The organism is Inquilinus limosus, assembly GCF_051487185.1.
In the GTDB taxonomy this organism is placed as follows: domain Bacteria; phylum Pseudomonadota; class Alphaproteobacteria; order DSM-16000; family Inquilinaceae; genus Inquilinus; species Inquilinus limosus_F.
This window is the reverse complement of record NZ_JAHVDK010000016.1, coordinates 151398-173302: the sequence shown is the minus strand read 5'-3', so window position 1 is coordinate 173302 and position 21905 is coordinate 151398. Positions and strand designations below refer to the sequence as shown.

General features: G+C 68.6%; 17 protein-coding genes and 1 pseudogene. 6 read left to right on the top strand and 12 right to left on the bottom strand.

Annotated features, from left to right (window positions below):
- Positions 1-320 (bottom strand): annotated as a pseudogene (locus KXR53_RS19555) (glutamine--fructose-6-phosphate transaminase (isomerizing)); the annotation flags it as partial.
- 1053 nt (positions 321-1373) lie between these two features.
- Here KXR53_RS19555 and KXR53_RS19550 point away from each other — a divergent pair.
- Together KXR53_RS19550 and KXR53_RS19545 are read left to right on the top strand one after the other, a co-directional pair.
- Positions 1374-2531, top strand: a complete 1158-nt coding sequence (locus KXR53_RS19550) for a hypothetical protein (RefSeq protein WP_437376936.1) — start codon at positions 1374-1376, stop codon at positions 2529-2531.
- Complete coding sequence (locus KXR53_RS19545) at positions 2528-3583, top strand: nucleotidyltransferase family protein (protein ID WP_437376935.1); 1056 nt, start codon at positions 2528-2530, stop codon at positions 3581-3583. The genes KXR53_RS19550 and KXR53_RS19545 overlap by 4 nt, the downstream gene beginning before the upstream one ends.
- Positions 3584-3669: 86 nt before the next feature.
- Here the strand turns inward: KXR53_RS19545 and KXR53_RS19540 are convergent, their stop codons facing one another.
- Genes KXR53_RS19540 through KXR53_RS19505 form a run of 8 tightly spaced genes read right to left on the bottom strand, consistent with a single transcriptional unit; the run spans position 3670 to position 12615 of the window.
- Positions 3670-4548: an N-formylglutamate amidohydrolase gene (locus tag KXR53_RS19540; protein WP_437376934.1), complete on the bottom strand. Its 879-nt coding sequence runs from the start codon at positions 4546-4548 to the stop codon at positions 3670-3672.
- A gap of 10 nt (positions 4549-4558) precedes the next feature.
- Positions 4559-6115, bottom strand: a complete 1557-nt coding sequence (locus KXR53_RS19535) for a gamma-glutamyltransferase (RefSeq protein WP_437376933.1) — start codon at positions 6113-6115, stop codon at positions 4559-4561.
- On the bottom strand, positions 6108-6791 hold the full coding sequence (locus KXR53_RS19530; RefSeq protein WP_437376932.1) for an RraA family protein: 684 nt from the start codon (positions 6789-6791) through the stop codon (positions 6108-6110). Before KXR53_RS19530 ends, KXR53_RS19535 begins: the two co-directional genes overlap by 8 nt.
- The gene (locus tag KXR53_RS19525; RefSeq protein ID WP_437376931.1) at positions 6778-8418 is read right to left on the bottom strand and encodes an ABC transporter ATP-binding protein; all 1641 of its coding nucleotides are present in this window, start codon (positions 8416-8418) and stop codon (positions 6778-6780) included. The genes KXR53_RS19530 and KXR53_RS19525 overlap by 14 nt, the downstream gene beginning before the upstream one ends.
- Entirely contained in the window at positions 8415-9227 is an 813-nt protein-coding gene (locus KXR53_RS19520; RefSeq protein WP_437376930.1) for a creatininase family protein, read from the bottom strand. The genes KXR53_RS19525 and KXR53_RS19520 overlap by 4 nt, the downstream gene beginning before the upstream one ends.
- Before the next feature lie 10 nt (positions 9228-9237).
- Positions 9238-10815: an ABC transporter substrate-binding protein gene (locus KXR53_RS19515; RefSeq protein WP_437376929.1), complete on the bottom strand. Its 1578-nt coding sequence runs from the start codon at positions 10813-10815 to the stop codon at positions 9238-9240.
- Positions 10816-10847: 32 nt separating this feature from the next.
- On the bottom strand, positions 10848-11684 hold the full coding sequence (locus KXR53_RS19510; protein WP_437376928.1) for an ABC transporter permease: 837 nt from the start codon (positions 11682-11684) through the stop codon (positions 10848-10850).
- Positions 11685-11694: 10 nt separating this feature from the next.
- Positions 11695-12615 carry an ABC transporter permease gene (locus KXR53_RS19505; RefSeq protein ID WP_437376927.1) on the bottom strand — a complete coding sequence of 307 codons (921 nt, stop codon included), beginning with the start codon at positions 12613-12615 and terminating at the stop codon, positions 11695-11697.
- Positions 12616-12774: 159 nt separating this feature from the next.
- Here KXR53_RS19505 and KXR53_RS19500 point away from each other — a divergent pair, with 159 nt between their 5' ends.
- On the top strand, positions 12775-13683 hold the full coding sequence (locus KXR53_RS19500; RefSeq protein ID WP_437376926.1) for a LysR substrate-binding domain-containing protein: 909 nt from the start codon (positions 12775-12777) through the stop codon (positions 13681-13683).
- Here the strand turns inward: KXR53_RS19500 and KXR53_RS19495 are convergent, their stop codons facing one another.
- From KXR53_RS19495 to KXR53_RS19485, 3 genes are all read right to left on the bottom strand, one after another.
- Positions 13684-15345, bottom strand: a complete 1662-nt coding sequence (locus tag KXR53_RS19495) for an autotransporter outer membrane beta-barrel domain-containing protein (RefSeq protein ID WP_437376925.1) — start codon at positions 15343-15345, stop codon at positions 13684-13686.
- 533 nt (positions 15346-15878) lie between these two features.
- Positions 15879-16754 (bottom strand): NAD-dependent epimerase/dehydratase family protein, encoded by an 876-nt coding sequence (locus tag KXR53_RS19490; protein WP_437376924.1) that lies wholly within the window; start codon positions 16752-16754, stop codon positions 15879-15881.
- A gap of 5 nt (positions 16755-16759) precedes the next feature.
- Complete coding sequence (locus tag KXR53_RS19485; RefSeq protein WP_437376923.1) at positions 16760-17494, bottom strand: FadR/GntR family transcriptional regulator; 735 nt, start codon at positions 17492-17494, stop codon at positions 16760-16762.
- 268 nt (positions 17495-17762) lie between these two features.
- Here KXR53_RS19485 and KXR53_RS19480 point away from each other — a divergent pair, with 268 nt between their 5' ends.
- The 3 genes from KXR53_RS19480 to KXR53_RS19470 are packed head-to-tail and all read left to right on the top strand — an operon-like array spanning position 17763 to position 21901.
- A complete protein-coding gene (locus tag KXR53_RS19480; protein ID WP_437376922.1) occupies positions 17763-19718 on the top strand; it encodes an ABC transporter substrate-binding protein in 1956 nt (651 codons plus the stop codon).
- 58 nt (positions 19719-19776) lie between these two features.
- Complete coding sequence (locus KXR53_RS19475; RefSeq protein ID WP_437376921.1) at positions 19777-20763, top strand: ABC transporter permease; 987 nt, start codon at positions 19777-19779, stop codon at positions 20761-20763.
- Positions 20764-20776: 13 nt separating this feature from the next.
- Positions 20777-21901, top strand: a complete 1125-nt coding sequence (locus KXR53_RS19470; protein ID WP_437376920.1) for an ABC transporter permease — start codon at positions 20777-20779, stop codon at positions 21899-21901.
- The last annotated feature ends 4 nt before the right edge of the window (positions 21902-21905 follow it).

The window sequence follows — 21905 nt, the reverse complement described above, 5'->3', positions numbered from 1 at the left end:
AGCGCGCGGAAGTTCTCGATGATGCCGTTGTGCACGATCGCCACCCGGTCGGTCGCGTGCGGATGGGCGTTGCTCTCGCTCGGCCGGCCATGCGTCGCCCAGCGGGTGTGGCCGATGCCGATGGTGCCGTCGATCGGCGCCTCGTCCAGACGCCGTTCCAGGTTCACCAGCTTGCCCTCGGCCCGGCGGCGCTCGATCCGCCCCGCCACCAGCGTGGCGATGCCGGCCGAGTCATAGCCGCGATACTCCAGCCGCTTCAGCGCCTCGACCAGCCGCGACGCCACCGGCCGGGTCCCGACGATGCCGACAATGCCGCACATCAGCCCTTCTCCTGCTCGCGCCGAGGCCTGAAGCGGACGGATCGGCTATCAAGGTGGTGGTATCCGCCCACCGGCCAGCTGGCGTGCGTCTCTTCGATCGGCCGCCGACCAGCCGCGCCGGCGGTGAGAAGGCAGCCAGCCAGAAGGCCGATAGATGGGCCGAGGATGGCCCAAATGATGAGAATGGTCGTCATGAGGACGAGCCGGAGGGATTGAAGAAATTCACTGTCATTCAGGACCGATTTAACGAGAAAGGCTCGTCATATTGCCGAGGAGAAGGCAGATATCCTTGGCATCTGAAATCAGTTTCATACGATATGCGCAAATGCTTTGTGTGTTGAAGCTGACCTTTCGCAGTAGCGGGCGATGGCCTCGGCAATCCTTCCCTGAGCTCTGCTCGGACCCAGCCGAGCCGGGCAGCAACGTCAGCGCCGTCGACGCCAAGATCCCGCCGACTGATGAAGGGATCCGCCGCTACGTCTTTCGGTGGTGCGCCATTCCACCAAAAAATATGGATCCGGTTGGTGATCATCGCTGAAGGTGTCAATTGTTCGGCAACTGATCCCGCGCGTAGTCTTGTTATCAAATGATCTCGTGGCGTTTACCTCATGTAACGTTTATCGCCGGACCGTAGCCTTGTCTTCAAAAGCCGAATGACAATGAACAGGGCCTGACGACCATGGAAAACTATCCTGAAGAACTCGGACCGGCCGACGCGACGGCGGATCGACGCGCCTTCCTTGCCAAATGCGGCCGCTTCGCCGTCATCACGCCGCCGGCAGTCACGATGCTGCTGTCGACCAGCTTGTCGTCGGAGGCGATCGCGAAGTCCGGCGGGAAGCCGGGACGGCCCGGGAGGCCTGGAAGACCCGGCAAGCCTGGCAAGCCCAAATGAGGCTGGCGCTGATGCCATGGCCGAATTTGCTTGGCACAATGGCATCCGACCGGACCACAGCGGGGCTCCGCCGGGTCGAGGCGGTGGCCTTCTGGAACGGCTCCTGAGTCTTCTTTGGGACGTTCCGATTGGCTCGATCAGCTGAGGAAATCGCCGGGATGTCCATCGCAAGCGATGCCATCCCGGCGAATTTTATCACCGCGGAAGGAACTGGCTTTGCCGTCATGGACGGGCGCAAGCTCGTGTTCAGCGAAGCGCGACAGGAAATATACGAGCTGAACGACATGGCGGCCTATATATGGTGCCGTCTGGGAGAGGGGCATCTACCGGCAGCTGTTGTGGGCGGGTTGGTGGATCTCGGGGTCCCGCCCGGGGCTGCCGGCAGTTATGTGCGGGAGATCCTGTCCGAATGGCGCCGGCTCGGCCTCGTCATCCCGGCCGGCGGCGAGGCCGCCGGGCCAATCGCGTCACGGTCGACTGACCGGCGGCAGCTCATCCGCATCGCGGGGTTGTTGATCGAGATCCACCATGCAAGCGACGCGCTCGCCCGGCTCGCAGCCCCGGCCTTTGCCCATCTGCACGCCGGAGGTTCGGACACAAATGGCCGCTCGGTCGTCAGCCTGTCGCTCTCGACCGAGGCAGCGGGAGACCGGTTTCGGCTCCGGGCGGGCGGAAGGGAGATCGGCATCTCCGACCTGGATGGAATCCTGCCGGCCCTGAAGGCGCAGCTGACGGACGACGTCCTCGCCCATGCCGACTATTCGATCGCGATCCATGCGGCGTCGCTGGCGTGCCGTCGGCGGATGCTGCTCCTGTGCGGCGAGCCGGGCGCGGGGAAGACGACGCTGGCAGTGGCGCTGGCCCATCGCGGCTTCGGCTACGCCGGTGACGACATTGCCCTCCTGACGCCGACCGGCCGGGTGATGGGCGTGCCGTTCGCCGCGTCGGTCAAATCGGGCGCCTGGCCTCTGGTGTCCGGAATCAGGCCGGATCTGGAAGATCTGCGGATCTTTCGCCGGTCCGACGATCAATATGTGCGCTACCTGCCGCCCGCGGCTCCGCCGGTCACCGAACCGCTGCGCCTGGGATGGGTGGTGCTGCTTCGCCGGCGATCCCACGGGCCGGCCGCGCTGACGCATCTGGACCGGATCGAGGCGATACGGGCCATTCTGGCGGAGGCGACGGCACCCGGACGGCGGCTTTCCGCACCCGCATTCGGCCTGCTGGCCGAGGCGATGGCCGGCGCGGAATGCCTTGTCCTCAGCTATGCGGATCTCGACGACGCGGTCCACGAATTGCGGCAGACATGTCCATGAGCAGGACGCCTCCGGAAACGCTGATCCTCGCTCTGCGCGAAACGCCTCCGGTCGACGCCGACTGGTTTTCGGTGATCGAGGTCGCCAGCCAGTGCTGGATGACGCCGGCTCTGTTCGTCGCCCTCGACGGTTGCGGCGGGCTTTCGGCATTGCCTGCCGATGCGCGCGACTATCTCGCCTTCATTCATGACCGCAACCGCCAACGCAATCTCCTGCTGCGGGGTCAGCTGGTCGAGGCGGTCGCCGCCCTGAACCGATCAGGCATTCAGCCGATCCTGTTGAAGGGGGCGGGAATCATCTTCTCCGCCTCCGAGCGGACTCTCGGTGCCCGGATGATGAGCGATCTGGATCTGCTGGTGCAGGAAGCGGAGAAGCCTGTCGCGGACACCGTGCTCGCCGGGCTGGGCTACCGCACGGCGGAGGGGGAGCATGGCGTCTGGCGGCCACAGGACGCCGGAATGCTCGAGCTGCACAGTGCCGGGACCGTCAGCGGTCTGTATGGTTCATCGCTCATGGACGCAGCGCATTTCTCGGCCGTCCTGCGAGACGCCGCGCAAGCGCGGCTGCCGTCGCCCACCCTCCGGGCGCTGAACCTGATCGTGCACGACTTGATCAAGGACGGGGATTATTGGCGTGGCACCATCGATCTGCGCCATCTCCATGACCTCGCAAAACTTGCGCAGACGCCGCAGAGCATCGACTGGTTCCACCTTTCCCGGCTTTTGCCGGGTCGGCTGCAGCAGAATGCATTCCGGACACAGCTGCTGGCCTTGCGCGAGTTGTTCGAGGTGCCGATCCCTGACGCTCTGTGCCGGACTCTAGTGCCGAAGGTTCAGCACTGGCGAAGGATGGCCCAGATCCGTCACCCCCGTTTGGCCATGCCCTTGCGGTTCGCGGGGGCTGCGGCCTGGCTCGGCCGGCGCGTCCGAACGAAGGATTGTCCGCGGTTCACCGCCAAGGATTTTGCGCCGCGGGTGTTCCGAAAGCTCATGCAGGGGCGCCGCGAGATCGCAGAGGCCCTGATGGGCATTCATCTCGGCCCCAAGCTATAGCTGCTCGCCGCAACCCCGCAGCTCGCTTTTGAGCCGTGATGAAAACCTTCCGGCCATCGACGCGCCGCTGGCCGCGGCGCGCACTGCTAGGGCCGGTTTGCCGCGTAGTCGCGCAGCACCCGACCCAGCGCCTCCAGATGACCGCGCAGCGCCGCGAAGCCGGCGGTGCGCTCGCGGCTGTCCTCGTCCATATAGAGCCGGCGGTTGATCTCGATCTGCAGGCTGTGGCGGCCGCGCACCGGATCGGAATAGGCCGAGATCAGCTCGGCGCCGCGGAACGGCACGTTGAGCGAGACCGAATAGCCGAGGCCGCGCAGCGTCTCGGCAGCGAGCTGCACGAAGCCGGGCTCGCAGCTGGCCCCGTCATAGTCGCCGAGCACGAAGTCGGGCCGCGCCGTGCCGGCCGGGTCGGGCGACAGCGCATGGCCGAAGGCCGGCATGGAATGGCAGTTGACATGGTAGACTCGGCCGAAGGCGCCGTGCACCGCGTCGAGCAGGCCGCGCAGCCGGTCGTGATAGGGCCGCCAGTAGCGCTCGATCCGGGCCTCGACCTCGGCCACGGTCGGGCGCCGGTCGTACATCGGCTCGTCGCCCCAGGCGTAACGCCAGATCAGTCCCATGCCGCGCCGGGCCGAGGCGCTGTCGCGCACCGGATGCGGCCAGCCGCCCTCGACCAGCTCCAGATCCACGTCGAGCAGCGAACGATTCACGTCGAGGAAGCTGCGCGGGAAATGCGCGACCAGAAAGGGCGCGCCGAGATCGGGGGCGAAGTCGAACAGCGCGTCGACATGGGTGTCGGCGGCGATGTGCACCAGCTCGGGCGGCACCGCCGGACGGAAGTCTTCCGGCAGCATCAGCCCGCTATGCGGGCTGTCGAAGACCATCGGGCTCGGCGTGCCGCGCGGCGGGACGACGGTGAGGACGCCGTCGATCTCGACGGCGTCGATGCGGGCGGGCTGGGTCATCGTGGATCGGTCAGCGGGTCGCGGCGGTGGCCTGGGAGGCTGGGTAGGTGGTGTCGGCCATGCCGGTGAAGCCGCCGCCCTTCCGGGCGATGGCCGAGGGCGAGGCGAAGGGGCGAGGATAGACCGCCCGCTGGGCCGGGCGGATCGGGCCCAGCGGTTCCAGCGCGGCGACGCAATCCTCCGGCAGATCGATATCGACGGTAATCCCGGCGGTCGGCCCGGCATTGATCCGCGGCGCGTTCAGCGCGTCCTCGACGCTCATCCCGGCATGCAGCAGCATCGCCGAAACCTGGGCCAGCGCCGGCACGATCTGGTTGCCGCCGGAGGCGCCGAGCACGGCGAAGGGGCCGTCCGCATCGGTGATCGCCACCGGGCACATGTTGTTCGGACCGAGGGCGCCCGGCCGCAGGCTGTTGGCCCGGCCCGGCCGCGGGTCGAACCAGGCCATGCCGTTGTTCAGCAGCACGCCGGTCGCGGGCGACAGCACCCGGGCGCCGAAGCGGTTCAAGAGGGTAAAGGTCAGCGCCACCATCCTTCCGTCGCGGTCGGCGGCGTTGAGCTGGGTGGTGCTGGAGGTCGTGCTCAGCTCGGCCGGGGTCAGCCGCCCGCGATGGGCGGCGAAGGCGTCGCGGAGCGACGCCGTCATCGCCGTGTAGAAGCCGGGATCGAGCGGACCGGCGCCGCGCTGCGCGTCGAAATGGCGGAGCGCATCGTGCAGCCGGCGGCCGCCGCTGGTCTCGCCGGCGACATGGACGCGCCGGCCGGCGATCTCGGCGGCGGATGCCGAATAGACGCTCGGCCGGTAGGCGGCCAGATCCTCCGCGGTGATGAAGCTGCCGCCGCGGCGCAGGTCCTCGGCCAGACGCTCGGCGATCCGGCCGGTGTAGAAATCCTCCGGCCCGGCATCGGCCAGCCGTTGCAGCGTTTCGGCGAGCCGCGGCAGCGGCAGCACGGTCTCCGGCTCCGGCACCGCGTCGCCGGGCATCAGCACGGCGCGGGCGCCGACGTCGCGCCGCAGATCGGATTCGGCCATGGCGATGGCGAGCGTGGCATGCCAGTCGACGGTCATGCCCTTGCGGGCCCGTTCGATCGCCGGGGCCAGCGCCCGGTCGAAGCCGATCGTGCCGAAGCGCCGCAGCGCTTCGGCCAGGCCGCGGATGCAGCCGGGCACCACCGCTGCGGTATAGCCGCGTACATTGGCCTGGCCGGCCGAGGCCGGCATGCCGAGGAAGGTGACGGATCCCTCTGGGGCCGGCCGATAGGCCTCGGGGTCGAAGCGCTGCGGCGCGCGGCCGGTGAACTCCACCACCTCGACCCTCCCGTCCGGCTCCGCCACCATCAGATAGCCGCAGGCGCCAAGGCCGCTCATCCAGGGCTCGACCGTCTGCAGCACCAAGGCGCCGGTCACCGCCGCGTCGACGGCGTTGCCGCCGGCCTCCAGCACCGCGGCGCCGGCCTCGGCGGCGGCGTAGTGCTGGGACGTGACGACGCCGTGTGGCCCGGCGGCGGCCGGCTTGCGCATCTGCCAGCGCTCGACCCGGGCGGCGGCGAAGCGGGGATCAGCCATGGTCAGCCTCCTGATCGGCGGCGACCAGGCGGCTGGCACCGGAGATGTCGCCCAGCTTCTGCCCGGCTTGGGCGCGGGCCTGGCGTTCGGCGATGCGGGCCTCGCGGGCGATCGCCTCATCGGCCGCCGCCTCGGCCTCGCCGGGCGGCAGGACCAGCACGCCGGTGGCGTCGGCCAGGACGGCGTCGCCCGGCAGCACCGGGACGTTGCCGCAGGCGATCGGCAGGTTCAGAGCCCCGCCCAGGTCGTTCAGCCGGGTGGTGATGGCGGAGGCGCCGCGGCACCAGACCGGCAGCCCGGCCTCGCGGATCTCCTCGGGATCGGTGCAGGGGCCGTCGAGCACGACCGCCACCGCGCCGGCCCGCTGCGCCGCCCGGGCGACGCCGCCGCCGAGGCAGGCGTGGCGGTCGTCGCCGAGCCGGTCGATCACCAGCACGTCGCCCGGCCGCAGCAGGCCGATGGCATGGTGCAGCAGGGTCGAATCCGTGCCGGGGATGGCGAGCGTCACCGCGGTGCCGACCAGGGTTCCCCGAACCGGCTGCAGCGGCGCGATGCCGCGGTGCACGAAGCCGCGATGGCGGAAATGACCGATCGTGGCGATCTCGACCCGGGCCAGCTTCTCGGCCAGGGCCGGGGCGATCTGCGGCGGCACGGCACCGATCTCATACTTTCTCATGCAGCCTTGTTCCTTCCGGCCCGGCAGCGTCGCGGCCCCAATCGCGTCCAGGCACGGCCGACAGCAGCTCGCGCGTATAGGCCTCGCGCGGGGCGCCGAAGAGGGCGGCGGGCTCGCCCTCCTCGACGATGCGGCCCTGGCGCATCACGGCGATCCGGTCGCAGATCCGGCTGGCCACGCGCAAATCATGGGTGATGAACAGCATGGCGAAGCCGAGCCGCTGCTGAATTTCGGCGAGAAGGTCGAGGATCTGCGCCTGGACCGAGACGTCGAGCGCCGAGACGGATTCGTCGGCGATCAGCAGGTCCGGCTCGATCGCCAGCGCCCGGGCGATGCAGATGCGCTGACGCTGGCCGCCGGAGAATTCGTGCGGGAACCGGCCGGCCGCCTCGGCGTCGAGACCGACGGCCTGCAGCAGCCGCAGCGCCCGTTCCCGCGCCTCCGTCTTGTCGACGCCATGGATGATCGGCCCCTCGGCGATGGCGGCGCCGACGCTCTGCCGCGGATCGAGCGCGCTGTAGGGATCCTGGAACACGATCTGCACCCGCCGGCGCGCCGCCCGCAGCGCCTTGCCCTTGAGGGCGGAGAAGGAGCCGGCGGCCAGCACGATGTCGCCGCGCTCGGGCTCGATCAGCCGGATGACGCATTGCGCTAGGGTGGATTTGCCGGAGCCGGATTCGCCGACCAGCCCCAGGGTCTCGCCGCGGCGGATCTCGACATCGACCCCGTCCACCGCCTTGACGCTGCGGCCGCCGCCGAACAGCCCGGCCTTGCGAAAGGTCTTGGCGATGCCTTTGGCCGAGAGGGCGACCGGGCCCAGCCCCGGCCGGGCGCGCCGCGGCTCCAGCATCGGTACCGCGGCCAGCAGGTCGCGGGTGTAGGGCTCCTGCGGCCGGCGCAGCACCTGGTCGCGCGGGCCTTCCTCGACCAGCCTTCCGTTCTGCATCACCGCGACCCGGTCCGCGATCTCGGCAACCACGCCGAAATCATGGGTGATGAACAGGATGCCGGTGCCGTGCCGCTGCCGCAGATCCAGCATCAGCCGCAGGATCTGCGCCTGGGTGGTGACGTCGAGCGCGGTGGTCGGCTCGTCGGCGATCAGGATGGCGGGGTCCAGCGCCAGAGCCGTCGCGATCATCACCCGTTGGCATTGCCCGCCGGACAGCTGGTGCGGATAGCTGTGGTACAGCTGCTCCGGGTCGGGCAGCCGCACCTCGCGGAACAGCGCCAGCACGCGCTCACGGATCTCCGCGGCCGACAGCTTCGTGTGCAGCCGGAAGACCTCGGCCACCTGGTCGCCGACGCGGTAGATCGGGTTCAGGGCGGCGCTCGGCTCCTGGAAGATCATGGCGATGCGGCGGCCGGCGACGTCGCGCCGCTCGCGCTCGCCGAGGGCCAGCAGGTCGCGGCCCTCGAACAGCACGCGTCCGCTCGGCGCCGGCAGGTTGGCCGGCAGCAGCCCCATCACCGCCAGGGCGGTCATCGACTTGCCGGAGCCGGATTCGCCGACGACGCAGAGGATCTCGCCGCGGCCGAGCGCCAGCGACAGGCCGGAGACGGCATCCGGCCGCTGCGCCGCCGGCGGCAGCGGCACGCGCAGATCCTCGATGGCGAGAAGGGGTGTCATGCCGGCGCCACCTCGACCCGGCGCGGGTCGCAGCGGCGGAAATGGGCGACGAAGCGCGCGGTGAAGCCGGTGATGTGCTCGACGATCCGGGCGCCGATCGCGGGGTCGGCCAGGGTCGGGTCGCCGCCCAGCATGCCGTCCGGATTGACCTCGGTGACGTCGAGCGGCACCTGCACCGGCAGCCCCTCGAAGCTGACGGCGGCGACGCCGTCGGTCGGCAGGCCGAAGGCGCGGGAGGGCGTCGCTGGGCGGATCAGGTCGGGCCGCATCAGCTCGGGGAACAGGTGCAGATAGACCGAGGTCAGCGGGTCGCCGCCATGGCCGCGGGCCCGGCTAGCGGCGTCGCCGTGCAACTCGCGCCACAGCTCCGGCGGGATCAGGCGCCAGATGTTCAGCGCCGCCACCGCCACGCCACGTTCGCGCCGCACACGGCGCAGCGTCTGGTCGATCAGCGGCGCGTTCGAGCTGTGGCCGTTGAACACCACCAGATGCTCGACGCCGTGGTCGAGGAAGGCGGTCACCGTGTCCTCCAGCACCGCCGAGAAGGTCTCGGCGCGCAGCTGGATGCCGCCCGGCACGGTGCGGAAGAAATCGGCATAGCCGAAGGGGACGGTGGGGGCGGCGATCGCGTCCGCCGCCTCCGCCGCCAGCACCGACAGCCGCTCGGTCAGCATGTAGTCGCCCATCGGAGCATGCGGGCCCTGCTCCTCCTGGCTGCCGAAGGGCAGCAGGACGACCGGGCGCTCGGCCAGACGCTCGCGGAACTCGACGAAGGTCATGTCCTTCAGGGCGTACTTGCGCAGCGGCATCGGCGTCGTCTCAGCCCAGCTTGAGGTAGTCGCCATACAGGCGCATGTCGCTGTCGGCGATCGGCGTCCACTGGATGTCGGCGCGATGCGCCCAGTTGTAGACGCTCTTCCACAGATAGAAGCCCGGGGTGACCCGCTGCCACTCCTCCGACAGCGCCAGATAGGCCGCCTTGCGCTTCTCGAAGTCGGTCTCCTTCTCGAAGGCACGGCCGAGTTCGACGAACTTCTCCGTCGGCGTCCAGGACTTCCAGCTTGCGGTCGCGCGGGTCGAGGTTGGACCCCAGTCCAGCCACAACGGCTGGTAGGGATCGCCCGGGATGAAGTCCGAGCTCATCGACATGTTCATCAGGTGGTAGGGGCGGCGGTAGACCAATTCGAAATTGTCCAGCACCACGGCCTCGACATTGACGCCGATCTCGCGCCACTGCTCGACCATGATCTCGGCCGCGGCCTCGTAGTTCGGATAGAACTGGCGGGTGATGTGCCAGCGCAGCTTCTGGCCGTCGTAGCTGGTCTCCTTCACCAGGGCCTTCGCCCGGTCGGGGTCATAGGGCAGCTTCGGCTTCAGGTTCGGGTCGTAGAACTTGCCGTATTCCGGGAAGTTGAACGGCACCGCCGGGTGGAAGGTGGCGTCGCCGAACAGGGCCGAGACGATCTCGTCCATGTTGACGCCCTGGACCATGGCGTAGCGCAGCTTCGGGTCGACCAGCGGGTTGTCCGGCGGGTCGGGCAGGGTGTTGAAGGCGAAGGCCGGGTAGTTCTCGACCTGGCGCCGGATCAGCTTGACGTCGGAATAGCCCTGCAGCGTCGGCTCCTGGTCGGTCGGGATGTTGACGATGAAGTCGAACTCCTTCGACACCAGCCCGGCCAGGCGCGCCGCGAATTCCGGCACGATCTTCCACACCAGCTGCCGCACCGGCGGCGGATCGCCCCAATAGCCGTCGAAGGCGTCGAGCACCATCACCTCGCCGGAGCGGAAGGTGGTGACCTTGTAGGGGCCGGTGCCGATCGGCGCCTGGCCGAAGCGGTCGACGCCGACCTCGAGATAGTATTTCTTCGGCACCACCAGGCCGATATTGCCGGTCAGCTTGCCCGGGACGTTGGGATCGGGCGTCTCGGTTTCGATCTCGACCGTGTGCGGGCCGGTGGCCTCGACCCGCTTGAAGCCGGCGGTGAAGGTCCTGCCGCGCGGCTCGAACGGCTTCGGGCCCCACAGCCGGTCGGCGCCGAGGGTGAAGGCGACGTCCTCGGCCGTCATCTCCGTGCCGTCGTGGAACGTCACGCCCTGGCGCAGCTCGATGGTCCAGACCGTGCCGTTCTGCTCCCACTTCGTCGCCAGCTTGGGTTTCAGCGCCAGGCCGTTCGGGTCGGAGATGTAGTCGCGCTCGATCAGCCCGTCGTAGAAGTTCGGGAAGATCCGGTTCGAGGTTGTGCTGAAGCCGTTGATCGGCGACATCGTCTGCCACAGGTTGTCGACCGCGATGGTCAGCACCGGCCGGTCCGCCGCCCGCCCGTGCCGCAGCGGCGCCACCAGCGAGACGGCGCCCGCGCCGAGCGCCAGCTTGCCGAGATCGCGTCTTGTGAACATCGAAGCCTCCATCGTTCGTTTTCTTGCGGTTATCAGGCGGTCCGGCCGCGCAGCATGGGGTCGAGCCGGTCGCGCAGCCAGTCGCCGACGATGCTCATCGACAGGGTGACGGCGAAGATCACGAGGCCGGGCCAGACCGCGATCCACCAGGCGCTGGACAGGTATTCGCGGCCGTCGCCGAGGATCTGGCCGAGGCTGGTCAGCGGCGGCTGGATGCCGAGGCCGAGGAAGCTCAGCGAGGTCTCGAGCAGGATGATCTGCGGGAAGTTGAGCGTGATCTGCACGATCAGCGCGCTGGCCACATTCGGCAGGATGTGCCGCAGGTAGAGGCGCATCGGCGCCGCGCCCAGCGCCACCACCGCCTTGGCATAGGGCTGGCTGGCGGCGGACAGGACGACGCCCCGCGCCAGCCGGGCATAGGCCTCCCAGCCATGCAGCCCCATCAGGATGACGAACAGCGTCAGGCTGTTGCCGAAGAAGGCCAGTAGGGTCAGCGCAATCAGGATGAAGGGCAGGGAGGCCTGGACGTCGACCAGCGTCATCAGCGCCTCCTCGACCCAGCCGCGGAAATGCGCGGCGATGAAGCCGAGGGCGCTGCCGACCACGGCGCCGATCAGCGTGCCGGCGACGGCGACCGACAGCGACATCTGCAGCCCGCCGACCAGCCGGGCCACCATGTCGCGGCCGAGGCGGTCGGTGCCGAGCAGGTAGCGCGGGTCGCCGCCCAGGAACGCCGGCGGCTTCAGCCGGGCGAGCAGGTTCTGCTGGGTGACGCCATAGGGCGTCAGCCAGCCGCCGAACAGGGCGGCCAGCAGCGCCGCCGCCAGGACGATGGCGGCGGCTGCGAGGAGCCAGGGGAAGCGCCGCATCGTCCGGCCCTCAGCGCGCCGCGCGGATGCGCGGGTCGAGCAGCCCGTACAGCAGGTCGACCGCGAGATTGGCCGCGACCATGGTGGCGGCGACCAGCAGCACCAGCGCCTGCACCACGGCGAGGTCGCGCGCGGTCACGGCGGTGACCAGGAGGCGGCCGATCCCCGGCCAGGCGAACACCGTCTCCACCACCACCGCGCCGCCCACTAGCGCGCCGAGATTGAGCCCGATGATGGTGACGATCGGGATGGCGGCGTTGGGCAGGGCATGGCGCAGGATCCGGGTAAGGGGCGGCGCGCCCTTAGCCGCCGCGGCGCGCATATAGGGCTTGGCCAGCACCTCCAGCATCGCCGAGCGGGTGAAGCGCGCCAGCGTGCCGGCGGTGTAGACCCCGAGGGTCGCGGCCGGCATCAGCAGGTGCAGGATCGTCCCCGTCCCCGAGCTCGGCAGCCATTGCAGGGTCAGGGAGAACAGCAGGATCAGGAGGATGCCGAGGAAGAAGTTCGGCAGGGCGAAGCCGAAGACGGCGAAGCCCATGACCAGCCGGTCGAGGGCGGAGCCGCGGCGCAGCGCCGCGACGATGCCGGCCGGGACGCCGACCAGGATGGCGACGGCGTAGGCGGAGAGGCCGAGCAGCAGGGTCCAGGGCACGCGCTCGGCGATGATCTCGGTCACCGACCGGCCGTCGCGGTAGGAGGTGCCGAACTCGCCCGACGCCATCTGCACGACATAGCGCAGATACTGCTCGGGCAGCGGCCGGTCGAGGCCCCAGGCCTCCCGGAACTGCGCGATCTCCTCGACGGTGGCATCCGGGCCGAGCAGCGACTGCACCGGGTCGCCCGAGACCCGCAGCACGATGAAGGCGAAGGTCACGACGAACCAGAGCGTCAGGAGGGTCCGCGCAGCTTTCACCGACCAGAAGCGCACCATGCAGCAGCCTTCTCCGTCATCGGGGCGGGCAGGGCCTGTCTCGGGGGACGCCCGCGATCGCAAGAAAGGGTCCGATCCGGGGTGCCGACGGAATGAGCGGACCACAGCGATCCCGTGGGATCTATCACAAAATTACAAGCCCATTTATATGTCACATGTATGAATAGGGGCATCGAGCTGCGGCATCTGAGCTACTTCGCCTGCCTGGCGGAGGAGCTGCACTTCGGCCGCGCCGCCGACCGCCTCGGCATGGCGCAGGCGCCGCTCAGCCAGCAGATCCGGCAACTCGAGGAGCGGCTCGGCGTCCGCCTGTTCGACCGCACGACGCGGCGGGTCAAGCTGACCGCGGCCGGCGAGATCCTGCTGCGCCACGCCCGCGACGTGCTGAGCGGCCTCGACCGCGCCATCTCCCACACCCGGGCGATCTCGGGCGAGCATGTCGGCCATCTCGTCGTCGGCGGCGTGCATCTGGCGCTGTCGCAGTTCCTGCCTGCCATCATCCGGGCGTTCCGCGAGACCTATCCCGCGGTCACGGTGGACGTCGTGCCCTTCACCACGGCCGAGCAGTTGAAGACGCTGGAGGCCGGCGGCATCAACGTCGCCTTCATCCGGCCGACCACGGCGGCCGGCTTCATGCAGATGGAGCGGCTGTCGAGCGAGGGCTTCGTGGCGGTGCTGCCGAAGGCGCATCCGCTCGCGGCCAAGCCCGACCTCTCGCTGCGCGACTTCTCCGGCCAGCCTTTCATCGGCTATGCGCCGATCCTCGGCGCCAGCTACAGCAACCTGGTGCTGGAGGCGTTCCGCCGGGCCGGGGTGCGGCCGATGGTGGTGCAGGACGCCTCTCACACCCTCTCGATCGTCACCCTCGCCGCCGCCGGGGTCGGCCTCAGCATCGTGCCCTCCTGGGTGTCCCACATGCCGCTGCCGGAGCTGGCCTACCAGCCGCTCGACGAGCTGCCCGAAGCGGTGGAACTCGCCATCGCCTGGCCGGCCGGCGAGACCTCGCCGGTGGTGCTCGATTTCGTGCGCATCGCCCGCCAGGTGGCGGCGCTGCGCCGGGCCAGCTGATCAGAAGCTGACGCGCAACCCGCCGGTGGCGGTCTGGCTGCGATAGTCGTCGGCAAAGCTGCCGTCGTAACGCAGGAACAGGCTCACCGCTTCCGCCGTGAGGGTGGCGCCGATGCCGATCACGGCGAGGTCGCGCGGCGCACGGGCGCCCGTCACGGTGAACGCCGCGTCCGAGCCCTCGAAGCGCCCGTCGAAGGAACGCTCCGTATCGGCGACATCGTGGCTCCACGCCGCCCGCAGTGACAGGCCGAGCGGCGCCGCCAGGCCGATGTCGAGGCGATGGGCCAGCTCCGCGCCCAGCATGCCCTGGGCCGAGGTGACGGTCCGGCCGTCGATCTCGAGATTGACGGCGCCGGCCCCGCTCTCCGTGATCTCGTCCTGCCCGACGACGATGGCCTGAAACGCCGCGAAAGGCGTGAGATCGGTGCTGTCGCCCAGCGACAGGCGATAGCCCGCCTCGATACCGAACAGGAACAGGTTCGAGTCCGCGTCGGCGGCAGCGAAGCGGTCGATGCCGGGGAAGGAGATCGTCCGGCTCACCGACCCCCAGCCATGGGCGTAGCCCAGCGCGCCATCCACATACCAAGCATCGGGCGAATAGCTGGCGTAGAGGCCGAGGGAGACGGTGCTGAGATCGCCGTCACCCGAAAGCTTCCGGGTGTTGAAGCCGCTGGTCGAGAAGGCCAGCGCTCCGCCGGCGGCGAGGGCATCGTCCAAGCGATGCTCGAAGCCCGCGGCGACGCCGACGATGTCGAAATCGACATCGTGCCTGTCGCCGTCGCCCGACAACCGGCCGAAGCTGCCCAGGCCGGCGACCCAGGCGTTCGGCGCGCCAGGCTCGCCGGGCCCTGCCGCGGCGATCCCGCCTGCCGGCACGGCGCCGCTGTTTCGGGATTGGCGCATCTGCTGCCGCAGCACGTTCAGGAACGTCTGCGCGCCGGCGATCTCGACCGATGGCAGATCCGCGTAGACCTCGCCGCTCAGCTGCTGCAGCGCCGACCGCAGCGGGCCCTGGTCGCCGTAATTCAGCAGATCGAGGCTGTTGTAGACGTGGTCCATGTCGCCGAAGAGCTGCGGCGGCGTGGCGCGGTCGAGGGCCTCGGCGATCGCACCGGCATTGCCGCCGCCCGCCCGCGGCCCATAGGCCAGGGCCTTGGCGCCGATCAACTGCCGGTTGGCATAGGCGTCGGCCGGCAGGAACTGCGGATTGGCGCAGTTCGGATCGTCGGACCGCCCGATCAGCAGGGACTGCGCCGTGCCGCCGCTGCCCCAGGGGCCGCCGACCGGGATCGACGGCGGATTGGCGGGGAAATTACCCAGAATGGGGGCGCCGGTTCCGGTCAGGATGCAGGTCCCCGCCGGCACGCGGACGATGGTCAGGGAATCCGGCAGATAGGGCAGGGCGAGCCGGTCCTTGATCTCCGCGGCCGTCAGCCGGCGCACGACGTCGGAGCCGGCGATGAAGCCGCCGACCGCCCGGGTGGTGCCTTCGGTGTAGACGCGGACATACTGCGTCTCGGCCGTGGTCCGCACCACCGCCGCCGGGGCCGAGTTCACGAAGGATTCGGTCGGCGGGGTGCTGAAGATATAGGCGTTGGCATCGGCTCCGGTCGTGACGGAGGAAATGGCAGAACCATCCCTGCGGTAGACGGGGCCGGACACGACCTCGCCCGGAGGGAGGGGCAGCGTCCCGGATATCTGCGCCAGCGCCGGGGCCGCGCATTCGATGGCCAGCACGCCCGAAAGGACCAGGGCCGCGCACCATCCGATATGCCATTTTCCTGCACCGAACCGCATCATCGTAGCCTGACTCGACCGGTGGCAGTAGACATAAAGCCTCCCGAGATGAAGCGCCGCCCGACCGTCCTGACCGCGAGGTGGCAGGGAATGTCAAGGCAAGCATGTTCCGGCTGGTTCCTTCTCTTAATATTTGATTCGTCCGGAAGGTGAATAGAGAAAATCTCAGATCTTCTATATTTCTATTGAATTAAATTAAATCAAAACAATACTATAATTTCCATTGAAATAGACGATTTGATTTGAGGAGCCCTGTCGTCGCCTTCTTTTGTCGTGCTGACGAAGGCGCTGCATGCGGCATAGGCTGGCCGATCATAGCGTCAGGGCGCGCAGTTCTCGTCCCCCGTCGGCGACGGCTCGCCAGGGATCTCAGACGCGTCGCCCCGCTTCGCGCGAGGTCATGCCTTGGCTCGCCACAATCGGCGGCGGCGAACGACGCCGTCATGGCCCAGGGCGCAGAACCCGCCGCCCTGGAAATGGTCGGTCACCTGCGGCAGGGGCACGGGCCTGGGCTGGTGGGCTTCGGGCGCTGCGAAATCGGTGGTGCGGTCCTGCGGTCGGTAACCCAGCGCGGTCGCGACCGAGTTGTCCCACCAGGCCGCGTCGTTGGCCGAGGCGCCGTAGACGGCGGTGCAGTCGATGTCGGGATGTTCGAGACCGATGAGGACGAGCTGGGCGAGGTCGCGCGGGCTGATCCAAATGGCGAGGCCGCGAGCGTCGACCGGCCGCTCGCCGGCATTGCCGATGCGGATCGCGAGGGTGCGGATGCCGGCCTTCTCGAAGAACACGCCGGCCTCGAGCTCGCCCCAGCACTTGCTGAGCCCGTAGAGCCCGTCGGGGCGCATCTGGTCCTCGACGCCGACGCGGGCATCGCGCGGATAGAAGCCGGTCACGTGGTTGCTCGACGCCAGCACGACGCGGCCGATGCCGGTGCGCCGTGCCGCCTCGTAGACATTGTGGGTGCCGAGCACGTTCACCCGCAGGATATCCTCGACCGCCCGCTCGTTCGGATAGCCGGCGAAATGGACGATGGCGTCGGCGCCCTCGACGGCGGCGGTGAGCGCCGCGAGATCGGTGATGTCGGCCGGCGTCCAGCGCTCGTGCTCCGCCAGCGGGCCGGGATCGGCGATGTCGATGATGCGCACCGCTGCGATGCGGCCGGCCAGCGCCCGGCGCAGCACCCGGCCGACATTGCCCGAGCCGCCGGTGAGCACGATCGACTTGGCGGAGGAGGGCACAGCGCCTTCGGCGCCGGACGGGATGGACGATATCAAGATTCTCACACTCCTTCGAACATCCGCTGCCGGGCATTGAGGATGTGCCGGCGCATGGCCTCGGCCGCGGCCCCGGCATCGCGCCGGCGGATCGCCTCGACGATCGCGACGTGCTCGTCCTGCACCGCCCGGATCCGCTCCGGCGTCCGCATCCGGCTCAGATGCCGGGTGATGTTCATGCCGACGGCGATGTGCGGGGCCAGCGAGCACTGCACGGCGATGTGGTACGGGTTGCGCGTCGCCCGGGCGACCGCCTCGTGGAAGCGCCTGTCCTCGTCGGCCCCCAGCTCACCATTGCCGAGACAGGCCTCGAGCGCTTCGAGCGCGTCCTCGATCTCCTTGAGATCGTTCGCTTCCCAGCGCTCGGCGGCGAGGGCCGCCGCGACGGATTCGAGGCCGGCGCGGAACTCGAAGCAGCGCTGCACATCGGCCAGCGAGCGGACCTGGGCGAAGCGCAGCACCGCCACATCCGGCTGCTGCCGGACATAGGAGCCCGAACCCTGGCGCGAGACGATGAGGCCATCCTGCCGCAGCCGCCCGAGCGCCTCGCGCACCACGGGCCGCGAGGCACCGAAGCGCGCCGACAGCTCCGCTTCCGACGGCAGCCTGCTGTTGAGGGCGAAATCGCCATGCGCGATCAGGGACACGATGCCGTCATAGACGACCTCGCTCAGGCGGGCCGGCGACCCGGTGTCCCGCGGCAGAAGGCCGATCGCAGCGTCGCCCTCCGTGCCACTCATGCCCGTCTCCTCCGCACCGGCAAGTTGTCAGGATCGATGACCGCGGAGCCCCACCTGGCCCGCATGCCGCATTCATCCGTCGCCGGCTCGGATGCCCGGTTCTTCTCGCTGTTTGCGCTGCCGCATCCCCGTACGACAGAAAACATCCGGAACAAGGCCATTCCTGTTGTTATTTGTCAATATTTGTAATAAGACCGGAACGACAAAGGAAGCGGATCGGCGCGCTCGCGGAACCGGTCCGACGCAGCACACAGGGGAGGAGTCCAGGATGGACGACAAGCTCAGCGCCTCGCCGCACGTGTTCGCCCGACGCACGGTTCTGAAGGGTCTCGCCGGGGTGGCGGCGGTGCCGCTCGCGGCCCGCTTCGCCCATGCGCAGGCCGCGAAGGGAGAGGCTCCCGATCTCGCGCAGCTGGTGAAGGACGGCAAGCTGCCGCCGCTGGCCGAGCGGCTGCCGGCCAATCCGCTGGTGGTGCAGCCCCTGACCAAGGTCGGGACCTATGGCGGCACGCTGCATCGCGGCCTGCGCGGGTCGTCCGACCACAATGGCATCCTGCGCATGGTCGGTAACCAGGGCCTGGTGCGTTGGAATCTCGAATTCACGAAAGCCCTGCCCAACCTCGCGGAAAGCTGGGAGATCAACGCCGACGCGACCGAATTCGTCTTCCATCTCCGCAAAGGGACGAAATGGTCGGACGGCCATCCCTTCACCGCGGACGACATCGTCTTCTCGGTCGAGGACTGCGCCAAGAACGCCGAGCTTTACGGCTCGGTCCCCTCACAGCTCTCGATCGCCGGCAAGCCGGTCGTCGTCACCAAGGTCGACGACGCGACGGTCAAGTTCACCTTCGCCGCACCCTACGCGACCTATCTCGAGACGCTGGCGACCCCGCTGGGGCAGCACCCGACGCTGTTCGCCAAGCACTACGCCAGCCAGTTCCATCCCAAATACAACGACAAGGTCGACGAGCTGGTGAAGCAGGCCAAGCTGTCGAACTGGACCGACCTGTTCCGGGCGAAATGCGGCGACATCGAGATTCCGGCGCGCTGGGGCAATCCCGAGAAGCCGACCCTCGACCCCTGGGTCATCGCCGAGCCCTATGTCGGCGGCGCCACCCGCGTGGTGATGAAGCGCAACCCCTATTTCTGGCAGGTCGACACCGAGGGCAACCAGCTGCCCTATATCGACGAGATCTATTTCGGCATCTCGCAGGATGTCGAATCGCTGCTGCTCGACGCTATCTCCGGCAAGCTCGACATCCAGGAACGGCACATCAGCCAGCTCCAGAACAAGCCGACGCTGTCGCAGAACCGGGAGAAGGGCGGATATCGGCTGATCGAACTCGAGCCCTCCTCGGCGCAGCAGTGCCAGATCTACCTGAACATGTGCCACAAGGACCCGAAGATGCGGGCCTTCTTCGGCCGGAAGGAGGTCCGCCAGGCGCTGTCCCTCGGCATCGACCGGCAGGAGATCATCGAGCTCGTCTATTTCGGCCAGTCGGAGCCCTACCAGACCGGACCTCGGCCGAGCCATCCCTGGTATCACGAGAAGTTGGCCCGGCAGTTCACCGAGTTCGATCCGGATCAGGCGGGCGCCATCCTCGACAAGCTCGGCTATGACAAGACCGGCGGCGACGGCTTCCGCCTGCACCCCGACGGCAGCAAGATCTTCTTCGCCGTCGACGTCATCCCGACCCTGAATCCCGACCTGGTCGACGTGCTGGAACTGGTGAAGCGGCACTGGGCCGCGATCGGCATCGACATCAAGGTCAACACCATCGAGCGCGCCCTCTACTACACGCGCGGCGACAGCAACGACCATGACGCCGCCGTGTGGCCGGGCCCGGGCGGCCTCGACCCGATGTTCGACCCGCGCGACTTCTTCGCCCAGCATCCGCAGGGCTCGCGCTACGCCGTTCCCTGGACGCTGTGGTACGTCTCGAACGGCCAGTCGGGCGAGGAACCGCCGGACAGCCAGAAGCAGCGCATGAAGCTGTTCGACGAGGCGCGCGGCAGCGCGGATCTGGACAAGCGCGGCGCGATCATGAAGCAGCTCTTCGACCTGACCGCCGAGGCCTTCGAGACGGTCGGCGTCTGTCTCGCCGCCAACACCTTCGGCGTGGTCAAGAACAGCCTCGTCAACGCACCGGAAAAGGAACCGGATTCCTGGACCTGGCCGAATCCCGGCCCGGCCATGCCGCAGCAGTTCTTCTTCTCGAGCTGACGCGTCAGTTCGCCGGTCTTCCTCCGCCGCTCAGCGCCCGATCTGAGGAGAGCCCCGGATGCTCCGATTCATCGCCAAGCGCCTGCTGTGGATGGTGCCCGCGCTGTTCGCGGTCAGCTTCCTCGCCTTCGTCCTGATCCAGCTGCCGCCCGGCGACTTCGTGACCAGCTATGTCGCGACGCTCGCCGCCTCCAACGAGATCGTCGATCAGAACGCAGCCGCCGCGTTGCGCGAGCGCTTCGGCCTGAACGATCCGATGCTGGTTCAGTACGCGAAGTGGATCGGCGGCATCGTCACCCGCGGTGATTTCGGCCTGTCCTTCGAATGGCAGCAGCCGGTCAGCGACCTGATCTGGGAGCGGATGGCGCTGACCCTGGTGCTCACCCTCGCCACACTGATCGCGACCTGGGCGATCGCGCTGCCGATCGGGGTGTATTCCGCGGTCCGCAAATACTCGATCGGCGACTACATCGTCACCACCATCAGCTTCGCCGGGCTCGCCATCCCGTCCTTCCTGCTGGCGCTGGTGCTGATGTATATCGCCGCCATCGAGTTCGGGCAGGACGTCAGCGGGCTGTTCTCGCCGGAATACGAAAAGGCGCCCTGGAGCATCGCCAAGATGCTCGACCTGCTGCGGCACCTCTGGATCCCGGTCCTGATCCTCGCCGTCTCCGGCACGGCGAGCCTGATCCGGGTGATGCGGGCGAACATGCTGGACGAGATCCACAAGCCCTATGTCACCACGGCGCGCGCCAAGGGCCTGTCCGAGTTCCGCCTCTTGATGAAGTACCCGGTGCGTGTGGCCCTCAACCCGTTCATCTCCACGCTCACCTGGCTGCTGCCCAACCTCGTTTCCGGCTCGATCGTGGTCGCGATCGTGCTCAACCTGCCGACGGCGGCGCCCCTCCTGCTGCAGTCGCTGATGGCGCAGGACATGTATCTCGCCGGCGCCTTCGTGCTGCTGATCTGCGCGCTGACGCTGATCGGGTCGCTGATCAGCGACATCCTGCTCGCGCTCGTCGATCCGCGCATCCGCCTCGAATAGCCGGAGGGGTTCCATGACCGACATCGCGACTGTCGCGCCCGCCGGCCAGCTCGCCGTCGCCTCGCAATGGCAGCTGATCTGGTGGGCCTTCCGCCGCCACCGGCTGGCCATGGCCTCGCTGGTGATCGTCGTGATCCTCTACCTGATCGCGGCGGTGCCCGGGTTCTTCGCCGTCAACGACCCTAGCCGGCAGAACGCCCGAGCCGCCTTCCACCCGCCGCAGGCGATCCATCTGTTCGACCGCACCGAGGACGGCAGCCTGGATATCGGCCTCTACTTCCACCCCCATAAGCTGACGCGCGACCCCGAGACGCTCGCCGCCGTCTACAAGGAGGACCCGACGCGCAAGGTCGCGGTCTCGCTATTCGGGCGCGGCTACGAATATTCGGTCCTCGGCCTGTTCACCACCGACCTGCACCTCCTCGCCTCGGCCGATCCGAAGCAGCCGCTGTTCCTGTTCGGCACCGACCGGCTCGGCCGCTGCGTCTGGAGCCGGATCATGCAGGGCGCCCAGGTGTCGCTGTCGGTCGGGCTCGTCGGCGTGTTCCTGTCGCTTGTCATCGGCATCGTCCTCGGCGGCATCTCCGGCTATTACGGCGGCAAGCCGGACTTCGTCATCCAGCGCGTGATCGAATTCGTCCTGGCCCTGCCGACGATCCCGATCTGGCTCGCAATGGCCGCGGCGCTGCCGCAGGACTGGCCGGCGATCACCCAGTACTTCATGATCACGGTGATCCTCTCGCTGACCGGCTGGGCGCAGCTCGCCCGCGTCGTCCGCGGCCGGTTCCTGTCGCTCAGGACCGAGGAGTTCGTCACCGCAGCCCGCCTCGACGGCTGCAGCGAGGGGCGGGTGATCTTCCGGCACATGATGCCGAGCTTCCTCAGCCACATCATCGCCTCGGTCACGCTGGCGATCCCGGCCATGATCCTGGCGGAGACGGCGCTGTCCTTCCTCGGGCTTGGGCTGCAGCCGCCGACCATCTCCTGGGGCGTGCTGCTGCGCGAAGCGCAGAACATCCGCTCGATCGCGACCGCGCCCTGGCTGTTCGCGCCCGGCGCCTTCGTCGTCCTGGCGGTGATGGCGCTCAACCTTCTCGGCGACGGCCTGCGCGACGCGGCCGACCCCTACAACAAGTGACGGC

Coding starts and splice junctions, on each gene's coding strand:
- KXR53_RS19550 (WP_437376936.1), top strand. CDS start 1,374: ATGTCCATCGCAAGCGATGCCATCCCGGCGAATTTTATCACCGCGGAA.
- KXR53_RS19545 (WP_437376935.1), top strand. CDS start 2,528: ATGAGCAGGACGCCTCCGGAAACGCTGATCCTCGCTCTGCGCGAAACG.
- KXR53_RS19540 (WP_437376934.1), bottom strand. CDS start 4,548: ATGACCCAGCCCGCCCGCATCGACGCCGTCGAGATCGACGGCGTCCTC.
- KXR53_RS19535 (WP_437376933.1), bottom strand. CDS start 6,115: ATGGCTGATCCCCGCTTCGCCGCCGCCCGGGTCGAGCGCTGGCAGATG.
- KXR53_RS19530 (WP_437376932.1), bottom strand. CDS start 6,791: ATGAGAAAGTATGAGATCGGTGCCGTGCCGCCGCAGATCGCCCCGGCC.
- KXR53_RS19525 (WP_437376931.1), bottom strand. CDS start 8,418: ATGACACCCCTTCTCGCCATCGAGGATCTGCGCGTGCCGCTGCCGCCG.
- KXR53_RS19520 (WP_437376930.1), bottom strand. CDS start 9,227: ATGCCGCTGCGCAAGTACGCCCTGAAGGACATGACCTTCGTCGAGTTC.
- KXR53_RS19515 (WP_437376929.1), bottom strand. CDS start 10,815: ATGTTCACAAGACGCGATCTCGGCAAGCTGGCGCTCGGCGCGGGCGCC.
- KXR53_RS19510 (WP_437376928.1), bottom strand. CDS start 11,684: ATGCGGCGCTTCCCCTGGCTCCTCGCAGCCGCCGCCATCGTCCTGGCG.
- KXR53_RS19505 (WP_437376927.1), bottom strand. CDS start 12,615: ATGGTGCGCTTCTGGTCGGTGAAAGCTGCGCGGACCCTCCTGACGCTC.
- KXR53_RS19500 (WP_437376926.1), top strand. CDS start 12,775: ATGAATAGGGGCATCGAGCTGCGGCATCTGAGCTACTTCGCCTGCCTG.
- KXR53_RS19485 (WP_437376923.1), bottom strand. CDS start 17,494: ATGAGTGGCACGGAGGGCGACGCTGCGATCGGCCTTCTGCCGCGGGAC.
- KXR53_RS19480 (WP_437376922.1), top strand. CDS start 17,763: ATGGACGACAAGCTCAGCGCCTCGCCGCACGTGTTCGCCCGACGCACG.
- KXR53_RS19475 (WP_437376921.1), top strand. CDS start 19,777: ATGCTCCGATTCATCGCCAAGCGCCTGCTGTGGATGGTGCCCGCGCTG.
- KXR53_RS19470 (WP_437376920.1), top strand. CDS start 20,777: ATGACCGACATCGCGACTGTCGCGCCCGCCGGCCAGCTCGCCGTCGCC.